Source organism: Pannonibacter sp., from assembly GCF_051860505.1.
Classification (GTDB): Bacteria; Pseudomonadota; Alphaproteobacteria; order Rhizobiales; family Stappiaceae; genus Pannonibacter.
The window spans coordinates 1-10,099 of sequence record NZ_JBHYDX010000044.1 but is presented as its reverse complement, the minus strand read 5'-3'; the positions used below and the strand labels follow the sequence as shown (position 1 = coordinate 10,099).

Annotated in this window: 7 protein-coding genes; 3 read left to right on the top strand and 4 right to left on the bottom strand. The window is 61.6% G+C overall.

Translation table 11 applies throughout. The features are described from left to right. Positions 1–134 precede the first annotated feature (134 nt). Together ACTIFE_RS20250 and ACTIFE_RS20245 are read right to left on the bottom strand one after the other, a co-directional pair. Positions 135–2,324: a molybdopterin cofactor-binding domain-containing protein gene (locus ACTIFE_RS20250; RefSeq protein ID WP_439530953.1), complete on the bottom strand. Its 2,190-nt coding sequence runs from the start codon at positions 2,322–2,324 to the stop codon at positions 135–137. Positions 2,325–2,327: 3 nt separating this feature from the next. Then, positions 2,328–2,789, bottom strand: coding sequence for a (2Fe-2S)-binding protein (locus ACTIFE_RS20245; RefSeq protein WP_439530952.1), 462 nt, complete (start codon positions 2,787–2,789; stop codon positions 2,328–2,330). Positions 2,790–2,913: 124 nt separating this feature from the next. Here ACTIFE_RS20245 and ACTIFE_RS20240 point away from each other — a divergent pair, with 124 nt between their 5' ends. Further along, positions 2,914–3,519, top strand: a complete 606-nt coding sequence (locus tag ACTIFE_RS20240) for a TetR/AcrR family transcriptional regulator (protein WP_439530951.1) — start codon at positions 2,914–2,916, stop codon at positions 3,517–3,519. Between the two features lie 144 nt (positions 3,520–3,663). On the opposite strand, the gene ACTIFE_RS20235 is transcribed toward ACTIFE_RS20240, so the two are convergent. Beyond that, positions 3,664–5,805, bottom strand: coding sequence for a methyl-accepting chemotaxis protein (locus tag ACTIFE_RS20235; RefSeq protein ID WP_439530950.1), 2,142 nt, complete (start codon positions 5,803–5,805; stop codon positions 3,664–3,666). A 372-nt stretch (positions 5,806–6,177) separates the two neighbouring features. After that, positions 6,178–7,734, bottom strand: coding sequence for a glucan biosynthesis protein (locus tag ACTIFE_RS20230; RefSeq protein ID WP_439530949.1), 1,557 nt, complete (start codon positions 7,732–7,734; stop codon positions 6,178–6,180). A 268-nt stretch (positions 7,735–8,002) separates the two neighbouring features. Between ACTIFE_RS20230 and ACTIFE_RS20225 the strand changes: the two genes are divergently transcribed. After that, a complete protein-coding gene (locus ACTIFE_RS20225) occupies positions 8,003–9,223 on the top strand; it encodes an argininosuccinate synthase (protein ID WP_439530948.1) in 1,221 nt (406 codons plus the stop codon). A gap of 137 nt (positions 9,224–9,360) precedes the next feature. Next, positions 9,361–10,014 (top strand): trimeric intracellular cation channel family protein, encoded by a 654-nt coding sequence (locus ACTIFE_RS20220; RefSeq protein WP_439530947.1) that lies wholly within the window; start codon positions 9,361–9,363, stop codon positions 10,012–10,014. Positions 10,015–10,099 lie beyond the last annotated feature (85 nt).

Below are 10,099 nucleotides of genomic sequence, written 5' to 3'. Positions count from 1 at the left end.
GAAGCCCCGGCTCTCCGGTCCCGGCTCGGCGCTTCGCTTGGCCGGGATGACTTCGGTGAGATCGAGGTTTGTCCTCAAGCTCAGGCCGCCCACCGGGCGGCCTCTTGTTTTCTGGGGCGGTTGCGCCTCTGGTGTCAGGCCAGACCGCTGCGGGAGAACGGCAGGTTTGTCACCCACTCGCCACGTGCTGCCGCAATCGCATTGGCAACGGCCGGGCCAATGGGCGGCGTTCCCGGTTCGCCGATACCGGTCGGGGCTTCGGTCGAGGGGATGATGTGAACCTCGATCTGCGGCATGTCCGTCAGGCGCAGCGGCAGGTAGCTGTCGAAGTTTGACTGGTCCACTTCACCTGCCGTCAGCGTGATCTCGTTGCGCAGGATGGCACCAAGGCCATAGCCGATGCCGCCTTCGATCTGGGCCTTGATGTTGTCGGGGTTGACCGGCACGCCGCAGTCGACAGCACAGACGACCTTCTCCACCTTCACCGTTCCATCATCCCGGAACGAGATTTCCGCCACTTCTGCGACATAGCTGTTGAACGACTTATGCACGGCGACACCACGGAACCGGCCCTCGGCCAAGGGATTGCCCCAGCCCGCTTTCTCTGCCGCCAGCTTCAGCACCGCAAGCTTGCGCGGGTCGTTCTTCAGCAACTCCTCGCGATAGGCGACCGGATCCTTGCCGGCTTCCCGCGCGACACGGTCCAGCATCGTTTCCATCACATAGGCCGTGTGGGTGTGGCCGACCGAGCGCCACCACAACACCGGCACCGCTGTCTTGGCGTTATGGACCTCGACATGCAGGTTTTCCAGCGCGTAAGGGGTGTTGCCAAGCCCCTCGACGCTGGTCTCATCAATGCCGTTCTTGACGACGAAGGACTCGAAGGCCGTGCCGATCATGATCGACTTGCCGGCAACCCGGTGATGCCAGCCGACGATCCGGCCCTCGGCATCGAGGCCGACGCGAACCTTGTGCGCCATCATGGGACGATAGTAGCCGCCCTTGATGTCATCCTCGCGGGTCCAGACAATCTTCAGGTGACGGGGAGCATTGCCCTTGTCGAGCCATGCCTTCGCCAGCAGGGCAGCCTCGGCAAAATAATGGCTGTCAGGCTGGGCGCGGCGACCGAACGAGCCGCCTGCCCATAGGGTGTTGATGGCAATCTTGTCCGGGGCCAGGCCGAGGACCTGGGCTGCGACCATCTGGTCGATGGTCTGGAACTGGGCCCCGGTCCAGAAGGTCGCCGTGCTGCCGTCGAACAGGACGGTGATATCCAGCGGCTCCATCGGCGCGTGGGCGAGGAAGGGGAAGCTGTAGTCGGCTTCGATGACCTTGGCAGCGCCTGAGAGGGCTGCTTCAGCGTCGCCCTCGCCATGCGCCTTCAGGCCGGGCTGGGCGGTCAGTTCGGCCAGTTCCCTTGCCATTTCGTCGCTTGAGCGCAGTTCGGCGGCACTGTCGTCAAAGGTGACGCTCAGGGCGTCGCGTCCCTGCATGGCGGACCAGGTGTCCTTTGCAAGGACTGCTACGCCGCTGGGCAGGCCAATGACATCGCTGACCCCGTCGATTGTCCGCGCGGCACTGTCGTCGAAGCCGGCCACTGTGCCGCCGAAGCGGTTGGGCCGGGCGAGGACGGCGACCAGCATGTTGTCAAAGCGCTGGTCCATGCCATAGACGCCGGCAGCGCCGATCGTCTTGCTGCGCGTGTCGAGGCGCGGGAACGATTTGCCGATGTAGACCCACTGATCGGGCGTCTTGAGCGGCGCTTCGGCCGGCACAGGCTCGGCCGCTGCGAGACCGGCCATTTCGCCAAATCCCGAAGACTTGCCTGAGGCATGGCCGAGGCTGCCCGCGCTGACGGTGATCTCGCCAGCCGGGACCGACCAGGCCTTGGCCGCAGCGGCAACGAGCATGGCGCGCGCAGTCGCACCGGCCTGCCGGTACTGCTGGAAGGAATTTGCGATGGCCGTGGAGCCGCCCGTGCCTTGCATACCGAAGAAGAGGTTCTTGTAGACCTCCGCATTGGCCGGTGCGAATTCGACCTGGACTTGTTCCCAGGCCGCATCCAGTTCGTCGGCAACAAGCGTTGCAAGGCCTGTGGCAATGCCCTGGCCCTTGTCGAGGTGTTTTGACAACACCATCACGCTGCCGTCAGCCCTGACGTGCAGGAAGGGGTGGACAAGGCTGTCGCCCGCTGCGGCCTGGGCCGTGCTGCCGGGAAGGCGCAGGGCAAGCAGAAGGCCGCCGGCAGCGCCGGCGGTCAGCTTGAGAAAGGTGCGGCGGGATGGGGTCGCGGCGGCGATCGGATTGGTCAGATGGTGCAGCATGGATCAGCCCTCCAGCTTTTCGGCAGCGAGATGGATGGCGCTGCGGATCCGGGCGTAGGTGGCACAGCGACAGACGTTGCCGTCCATGGCCGCGTCGATGTCGTCATCGGTCGGTTTCGGCGTTTCGGTCAGAAGGGCGGTTGCGGCCATGATCTGCCCGGACTGGCAATAGCCGCATTGTGGCACGTCGAGTTCCGTCCAGGCGGCGCGGATTGCGGTCGCAGCGGGAGATTCGACGCCTTCGATCGTCGTGATGTTTGCGCCTTCCGCGTCACCGAGGAAGGTTTGGCAGGAGCGAACCGGGGTGCCATCGAGATGAATGGTGCAGGCACCGCACTGGGCGACGCCACAGCCGAATTTTGTTCCGGTGAGACCAAGCGTGTCGCGCAGGATCCAGAGCAGCGGGGTTTGCGGATCGGCGTCAATGACGCGCGCCTCCCCGTTCAAGGTGAGGGAAATTGCCATGTCACGTCTCCCGTGGCTAAAATCTGGCTGAAGGAGTAAACTACACGGTGCAGTTTACATTCATCTTGCGTGATATGTAAACTCCCGAGTTTACATAGGGGGCAATTTTTGAGATCAAAGCCGCATGAGCGAAAATCAGGGCCTGTCTGTCAGCGACCAGAAGCGTAAGCAGATCATCGAGGCAGCCATTGCGGAGTTTCAGGAACGGGGATTTGCCGGGGCCAGCATGGACCGCATCTCCGATCGTGCTGCCGTATCCAAGCGCACAGTCTACAATCATTTTGCCAGCAAGGACGTGCTGTTCCGCGCCATCATCGATTGCCTGGCCAACCGCATGCTTGCGGCGCTCGATGTGGTCTACGTTCCGGGCGAGGACCTCAGGACGCAACTGCTGCGCCTTGGCTGGGCCGAAGGGAATCTCCTCATCGATCCCTGCTTCATGCGCATGGCACGGATGCTGATGGGGGAAACCATCCGCCATCCGGTTCTTGCGGCCGAGTTTGCCCAGCAGATCGACAAAATGCGCGCTTTCGGCGCGTTCATGGATGCGGCCTTCGCGGATGGCGCATTCACGCAGGGAACGCCGGAACTGGCTGCCGTCCAGTTCATGGGTCTGATCAAGGCGAGAGGGTTCTATCCCTATCTGATGACGGGCGGCGGGCCTGACCGCGAAACGATGCAGGTTATCGTCGACGACGCCGTTTCGCTGATGATCAAAGCGTTTGCCTGAGGCGTGTCGGGAACAGAAGGGGCCAGCATTTGCCGATCTCAGCTTGATGACGCCGAGCGATATCCAGGAAGCAAACGAGTTTTTTCAGTGCTTTGTGGCCGACGCGATGCGCCGGCCCCCTGTCATTCTTCCCAGCGGTCGCGTTCAGGCCGCTGCGACATTGCGCAGGAATGAGCTGACCAGATGGCCAAGCTGGTCGACACGGCCGGCAACGGAGCTGGAGGCTGTATCGACTTCATTGGCGCAGGTCCGGGTTTCTGCCACCGAACTGGTCACTTCGTTCATGTTACGGGCTGCTGCCACCGTGCTGCTGGAGGTGTCGCTTGCGCTGCGGCTGATCTCCCGTGTTGCTGCGTCCTGCTCCTGAACAGCTGCGGCGATCGAACTGGTGTACTGGTTCGCCTTGTCCATGATCTCGGCAATGCCGCTGATGGCGCGGACAGCGTCGCCGGTCCAGGACTGGATTTCAGAGACCTGTCCGCTGATTTCCTCCGTGGCCTTGGAGGTCTGGTTGGCCAGTTCCTTGACTTCGGCGGCAACGACCGCAAAGCCGCGGCCGGCTTCCCCGGCACGGGCGGCCTCAATCGTGGCATTCAGGGCAAGAAGGTTGGTCTGTTCGGCGATGGCGCGAATAAGGTCGACAACTTCACCAATCCGCTGCGCGGCCGTGGCGAGATTGTTCATCTTCTCGTTGCTTTCAATCGCCTGCTGTGTGGCATCACGGATGACGAGGGTTGTCTCGTTGACGCGGCCGCCGATCTCGGAGATCGAGGCGGAAAGCTCCTCGGCTGCCGATGCGACGACCTGTACGTTCTGCGATGCGGTTGTTGTTGCGTCCGCAGCACTGCCTGCTGTCTCGGCGGCCGAGGTCGAAATCCGGATCAGGTTCTGCGCCGTCGTCTGCATCTGCTGCATATTGGAGGCAACGGATCCGAGCATTTCCTCGGATTGGAAGCGGAACTGGTCGAGCAGGTCCTCGATCCGCTTCTGCCGTGCCAAGCGTTCTTCCTGTTCCCGCGCTTCGGCCGCAGCAAGGCGCGCCTGTTCGGCCACGGTATCGCGGAAGCCGGCGATGGCCTGGGCAATATCGCCGATTTCATCCTTGCGGCTGGTCGCCGTGAAGTCGACGTCGACATTGCCGCCGGCAAGTTCGGAGGCATCGCGCACCAGACCCTGGATGGGCCGGACGATGCCACGGGCGATGAACAGCCCAACCAGCGCCACAACGACGGCAGCACCGGCGAAAATCATCAGGATCTGGTTGCGCAATTGCCGCGCGGGCGCTGTCACCTCGTCATAGTCCTGAACGGCGACGATGGTCCAGTTCGTGCCCTGGAACTCGAGTGGCGTAACAGCTGCGACAAAAGTCGCATCCCGGTAGCCGGTTAACTCACCTGTGGTGGTCTTGCCGGCGATGCCAGCAGCAACAACGTCGCCGCTGAGTTCGGTGACCTGGATATCGTTCACCTCCGGTGACTTGGCTGAGTCTGCCCGGAACCGTCCATCTGCGCCAATCAGGATGGTTTCACCGCTGACGCCAAGGCCGCCGGCCTGACCCATGATGCTGTTCAGGCGATCGACCGGCATCTGAAAGGCAAGCACGCCAATCCGCTCCCCATCGCGAAAGACGGGCGTTGCGATGAAACTGGCCTGAGCCCCGTTGCTGGGGCCATAGCCCTTGAAGTCAAAGAAAGATGCGGTTCCTGCCGGCGACTTGGCTGCAGCCCGGAAGGCGCTGCCGAGATCGCTGTCCTTCCAGGTGCCGGTGTTCAGGTTGGTGGCATAGTCCAGTTCCTTGAAGACCGTGTAGATCAGGTCTCCCGACTGGTTGAATAGAAAGATGTCATAGTAGCCGCGGGTCTTCAGCAGGTCGCGCAGCCAGGGATGATAAGTGCCGTGAACTGTATCATAGGCGCTCGTGCCGGCACTCATCAGGGCGTCTTTTTCACCGGTCGGGTTCGGATTGTCCTGGATATAGGCCTTCTGCAGCGTTGCTTGCGGATCGTCACCAAGCTGCTTCCATGCATCGTCATAAGCAAGCAGTGCCTGCGAGACCATCGGACTGCGGCTGATGACGGACAGGTCTTCGACGATACTGCCCAGATACTGCGCCAGTTCCGCCTTCCGGGCTGCCGCCAGGGCCTCGAGTTTGACTTCCGATGCCCTGAGCAGTTCACTTGAACTGCTCTGGTAGGACAGGACGCCGATGAGTGCGCCGGTTGCCAGGGCGCAGCCGACGAGTGCTGCGGGGATCCGGATGCTGAGGCGTGCAAGCGAAAATGCCATTTTTCTATTCCCGACCTGTCCAGCTTCTGGACCGTTGGAATAACTAAGCGCCTGTTGCTTTAATAAATATCTAAAGTTCGTGGGCTGAGGTGGCGCTGCGGAAGCTTATGTCCAGTTTCAACGATTTTATCGGTTGTAGTCTCGCAGAGAGATAAACAACTGATTGTTTCAATATTTTATATTTATTGCGTTACAGCGATCATTGCCGATTTGCTCGTTTTCATTCGGTTTTTTTCTCACATGCGCGATTTTGCACCTCGGGTACTTAGGTCACTTCTCAAGTGATCGCTTTTGAAACTGGGAGACGTTCAAAAGAAAAAAGGACCGGCGGTGACCGGTCCTTTTCCCTGTTTCAAAGGGTCGCGAGGGGCTTTACTGCAGGCGTGCGACCAGTTCATGCGTGATCTGGCCAAGCCAGGTTTCGCTGACCACATCGTCGCCCTTCTTCAGGTAGACGCGGGCTTCGATCGGGTCGTGATCGGCAACCTTGGCGTCGAAGATCAGGCGCCAGCGGTCGGTTCCGACAACCGGCAGCAGGTACGGGTTGATGGCTTCGCCGCGCGACAGTTCCACAACCGGCTTCACGCCATCGCCCTGGCCGAGGCCCTTGAGAGCGGGACCTTCGAAGTCGATGGAGACCTTGATCTGGTCGGCCGGGCGCGGCTGGCCCGGCACACCGCCCTGGCCGACGCGGGTGGCAACCGTGCGCGAGCCCACGCCCGGAAGCGGATGGTGGTCCTTCCAGTACATGCGATAGGCGAAGCGCCGCTCCTCGCCGGCGACCGGCAGGGTCTTCGGCAGGAAGTAGGCGACGATGTTGTCGTAGATCTCGTCATCGGTCGGGATTTCGACCAGCTGGACAGCGCCTTCACCGAACGGAGCCTGTGGCTCGATCCAGACCGACGGACGCTTGTCGTAGAACACGCCATCGTCTTCATAATTGACGAAATCGCGGTCGCGCTGGGCAAGGCCAAAGCCCTTCAGGTTGGACGCCTGGAAGGTCGAGGTGCGCAGGCCCTTCGGGTTGTTCAGCGGACGCCAGATCTGCTCGCCGTTTTCCATCACGATGGACAGGCCGTCGGTGTCGTGCACCTCCGGACGCCAGTCGAGGCCCATCGAGCGGTTGGTCTCCGAGTACCAGTACATGCTGGTCAGCGGAGCGATGCCGAGGCGTTCGACGGGCGCACGGAAGAACAGGCGGCTGTCGATGTCGATGGTCTGGCCTTCGCCCTCGACGTTGCGCATGGTCATCTTGTAGGCGCCTGCGACGCTTGGGCTGTCGAGCAGGGCGTAGAGGATCATGGTTTCATCGGCGTTTTCGCCCGGTGCGAGCCAGAACGAGGTGAAGCGCGGGAACTCTTCCGGCTGCGACATGCCGGTGTTCAGGGCGAGGCCGCGGGCGGACTGGCCGTACTGGTTAGACTGGCCGTCCGTGCGGAAGTAGGACGCGCCGAGGAAGGAGATCCAGTCGGTCTTCAGGTCGCCGCGCATGATGCGGAAGCCGGCGAAGCCGATGTCGGCCGGCAGATCGCGGGCCGGGCTGTCGTCCGGGCTGGCGAAATAGGTCGGATCGTACAGGACCTCACGGGCAACGCCGCTGTTGACCTCATAGATCCTGACCGGTTGCTTGAAATAGCGGCCGAGGTGGAAGAACTGGACCGGGGCCGTGTCGGAGATCTTCACGGTCTCGTCCGCATCGAAGCGGATCTTCCAGTGCGCATCGAAGTCGATCTTTTCCAGCGTTTCGGCGGCGCGGCTGCGCGGCTCGACGTATGGCTTGGCACCAAGTGCCTTGGCCTGATCAATCACGGTATCGAAGCTGAACGGCTCCGCAGGGCCGCGCTTGGCGGACAGGTCGCCGGCGACCGCAGGGAGGGCAGGGGCAGCAAGAATTCCGAGGAGCAGAAGACAGGAAGCGATGAGACGCATGGGTCATCCTTGTGGCGAATGCGCCTGAAGCTGCAGGGGGGCAACGATTGCCTCCCCACAAGGCGGCGGCGGAAAATACATCTGCCCCCGAACGCCCGCAAGCGGCTGATTCGCAGCGAAGCATTCCATTTCCGAACAAGGTGAAGCCGCCTTACAAAAGGACTTTCCACTGCGCACGGTCCTGACTAGAGTGCCGGCGGTTTTTGACGGCTTTCGAACCCTGTTTCGGACGGCCAAATATCTCGCAGAACAGCATCGGACATTTCTCATGGCCCATGGCGACATCAAGAAGGTCGTGCTTGCCTATTCCGGCGGCCTCGACACCTCCATCATCCTGAAGTGGCTCCAGACGGAGCTGGGCGCCGAAGTGGTGACCTTCACCGCCGACCTTGGCCAGGGCGAGGAACTGGAACCGGCCCGCAAGAAGGCCGAGATGCTTGGCATCAAGGAAATCTTCATCGAGGACGTGCGTGAGGAATTCGTCCGCGATTTCGTGTTCCCGATGTTCCGCGCCAACGCGGTCTATGAAGGCGTCTACCTGCTGGGCACGTCCATCGCCCGCCCGCTGATTTCCAAGCATCTGATCGAGATCGCCAAGAAGACCGGCGCCGATGCCATCGCCCATGGTGCGACCGGCAAGGGCAACGACCAGGTTCGCTTCGAACTGTCGGCCTATGCGCTGAACCCGGACATCAAGATCATCGCGCCGTGGCGCGACTGGACCTTCAAGAGCCGCACCGACCTTCTGGACTTCGCCGAAAAGCACCAGATCCCGGTGGCCAAGGACAAGAAGGGCGAAGCGCCATTCTCCGTCGATGCCAACCTGCTGCACTCGTCCTCCGAGGGCAAGGTGCTGGAAGATCCGGCGATGGAAGCTCCGGAATACGTGCATATGCGCACGATCTCCCCGGAAGCGGCTCCTGACAAGGCCACGGTCATCAAGATCGGCTTCGAGCGTGGTGACGCCGTGTCGATCAACGGCGAGCGTCTGTCGCCGGCAACGCTGCTGGCCAAGCTCAACGATTATGGCCGTGACAACGGCATCGGCCGTCTTGATCTCGTCGAGAACCGTTTCGTCGGCATGAAGAGCCGCGGCGTCTACGAGACCCCGGGCGGCACCATCCTGCTCACCGCTCACCGGGCGATGGAATCGATCACGCTGGACCGTGGCGCCGCGCATCTCAAGGACGAGATCATGCCGCGCTATGCAGAGCTGATCTATTACGGCTTCTGGTTCTCGCCGGAGCGCGAGATGCTGCAGGCTCTCATCGACAAGAGCCAGGAACATGTCGAGGGCGAAGTGACGCTCAAGCTCTACAAGGGCAATGTCATGGTCACCGGCCGCGAGAGCCCGAAATCGCTCTACTCCGATAAACTGGTCACGTTCGAGGACGATCAGGGTGCCTATGATCAGAAGGATGCAGCTGGCTTTATCAAACTGAACGCCCTGCGTCTGCGCACACTCGCCAAGCGCAACATGCTCGGCTGACTGCATTTTACTGCCTGACACGATCCCGGCGCGAGAACGATCGCGCCGGGATTTTTGTTTGTCGTCCGTTCCCGGACAGTGCAAAGCCGCTGTGATACCGTTGGGACGTTTCCAGCCGTGCCAAACCGAGATTGACCATGGATCTGACACTGGACCTGCCGATTGATCCGCTGCTGAATTTCCTGCGGGTGCTGGATTATCTCGGCGTTGCCGTGTTCGCTGTCACGGGCGCCATAGTCGCCTCGCGCAAGAACATGGATCTGATCGCGTTCCTGTTTTTTGCCACGATGACCGGCATTGGCGGCGGCACCTTGCGTGATCTGTTGTTGGGCGTTCCGGTGTTCTGGACCAAGTCTGAGGGCTATCTGCTTGTCTGTTTCGGCGTCAGCGTGCTGATGTGGTTCGGAGCCCATATCGTCGAGAGCTGGGGCAAGCCGCTGCGCTGGGCGGACGCGGTCGGTCTGGCTGCCTATTGCGTGATGGGGTCGGCAAAGGCACTTTCGGTTGGGGACATGCCGGTCGTCGCCGTCCTGATGGGCGTGTTGACGGCCACGTTCGGCGGGGTTCTGCGGGATGTCGTGGTGGGCGATCCCTCGGCCATCGTGAAGCCGGAGCTTTACATTTCCGCAGCAGTGATCGGGTCTACGGTCTTTGTTGTGCTGACCGTGCTCGGTCTCGCCTTGTGGCCGGCAGCCATCGTCGGAGCTGCAGCGGCCTTCGTTCTGCGGGCAGGAGCTATTGCCCGCGGCTGGACCTTGCCAGGGTATCGTCCGCCGGCTTCCTCCGGCTGATCCGGACGTTAGAGCGTGTCGTATCTGACCAGATTCGGGATTCCCTTTGGTGTTGATCCGTGATTCCCTGTTTTGCATCGAAACA